Origin of the sequence: Pseudoduganella sp. RAF53_2 (assembly GCF_052113985.1) — a bacterium.
Lineage (GTDB): Bacteria > Pseudomonadota > Gammaproteobacteria > Burkholderiales > Burkholderiaceae_D > Rugamonas.
In genome coordinates, this window is the sequence record NZ_JBFRDW010000886.1 from 1 (window position 1) to 1811 (window position 1811).

Here is a 1811-nt window from a genome sequence, read left to right on the forward strand (position 1 = left end):
ATCCTCTGCCGCCGGAGGTCGCCGCTGCCAGCTGCGCCTTCCCGACGCTGGACGCAGCGGTGCAKGCGGTGACGGATATGAGCATGTCCGGTCTGCCTTTCGCCCGCATTGAATTCCTCGACGAGCACACCGTTCGCGCCGTCAACCAGCATTCCAGTCTTGGTCTCACCGAACTGCCCACGCTCTTCCTCGAATTCCACGGCACCGAAGGCGGCGTGAAAGAACAGGCGGAACTGGCGCAGGAAGTCGCAGCCATGCACGGCGGCGTTGGGTTCGAGTGGGCGACGCGTCCGGAAGACCGTTCGCGCCTGTGGCATGCCCGCCACCTGGCTTACTTTGCAGCCCTGGCTCTGCGGCCGGGCTGCCAGTCGGTGGTGGCGGACATCTGCGTGCCGATGTCCGCCCTCGCCGGCAGCGTGGCCGAAGCGCGCTCGCTGATCGACAGTGAAGGCCTGGTCGCACCGATCCTCGGCCACGTTGGCGACGGCAACTTCCACGTGCTGTTCATGCCAATGCCAGACAAGCCTGAAGAACACGCGGCCGTTGATCGCGTGTACAGCGCCATGATCAATCACGCCCTCGCGGCCGGGGGCACCTGCACCGGCGAGCATGGCATCGGCATGGGCAAGAAGAACAAGCTGCTGATGGAGTACGGCGAAGGCGTCATCGGCTTGATGCGCTCGATAAAGCAAGCCTGGGACCCGAACGGAATTCTCAACCCGGGAAAAATATTCAGCTGAAAAAGTAGTCCCATAAAAAATAAGTAGGAGACAATCATGCAGCAAAATAAGCACTATCCCCKTACCGCCATCGCGGCAGCCGCCGCCCTGTTCTGCGCACTGCCTGCCTATGCGCAGCAACAACCGGCCGATGACGAAACCGTCGACAAGGTGATCGTCACGGCGCAAAAGCGCGAACAGGCGGCGATCGACGTTCCCGCATCCGTAACCGCCGTGCGCACCGAACAGCTGGCGCGCGAAGGCAAGACGCGCCTGGAAGACTATGCGGCGCAGATCCCCGGACTGTCGCTATCGTCCTTCCGTCCCGGCTTTACGCAGGTGACCCTGCGCGGCATAACCACCGGCGTCACGCAATCCGCCTCCTCCACTGCTTTCTATATCGACGAGATGCCGATCGGCTCCGTGAACGCCTACGCGGCCGGCAGCTCGGTGACCCCGGACCTCGACCCGGCGGAATTGCAGCGAGTGGAGGTGCTGAAAGGCCCGCAGGGCACGCTGTATGGCGCAGGCGCCATGGGCGGCCTGGTACGCTACGTCACTGCACCACCGGATTACCGTCAACTGCACGCCAGCGTTGCCGTCGGCGGCAACAAGGTCAAAGACGGCGGCGACGGCTGGACCGGGCGCTTCTCCCTCAACGTGCCAATCAACGACACCATGGCGCTGCGCGTATCCGGCTTCGAACGCCAGGATGGCGGTTTTATCGATCGCACCAACGGCGCCGAGGACGTGAACAGCTCGCGCGCCAAAGGCGGCCGCATCGCATTCAACTGGAACATCACGCCGGACTGGAAGCTGGCCCTGTCCGCTTTGAGCAACAAAGTCAACACGCGTGGCAATACCATTATCGACGTCGATCCGGCCACCTTGAAGCCTTTGTTCGGCGATATGAAGCAGAAGCGCTTTACCGATGAACTGTCCTCCGTCGACCTGAAGGTCTACAACCTCACGCTGAATGGGGAACTGGGCCCGTTCAGCATCGTGTCTTCGACCACCGTGCAGGATATGGATGCCGACCAGGGCTCGGACAGCACCTTCGGCTACGGCGCGGGCCTCGGGCCGCTGCTCAAG

At 62.9% G+C, this 1811-nt stretch carries 2 protein-coding genes; both read left to right on the forward strand.

Annotated elements, in window-relative coordinates; all coding sequences use genetic code 11:
* The coding region (locus AB4Z11_RS30660) for an FAD-binding oxidoreductase (protein WP_442029806.1) at nt 1–740 on the forward strand (740 nt) is incomplete at its 5' end.
* A 36-nt stretch (nt 741–776) separates the two neighbouring features.
* Nucleotides 777–1811: TonB-dependent receptor (locus tag AB4Z11_RS30665; RefSeq protein WP_442029808.1), on the forward strand; the 1035-nt coding region annotated here is incomplete at its 3' end.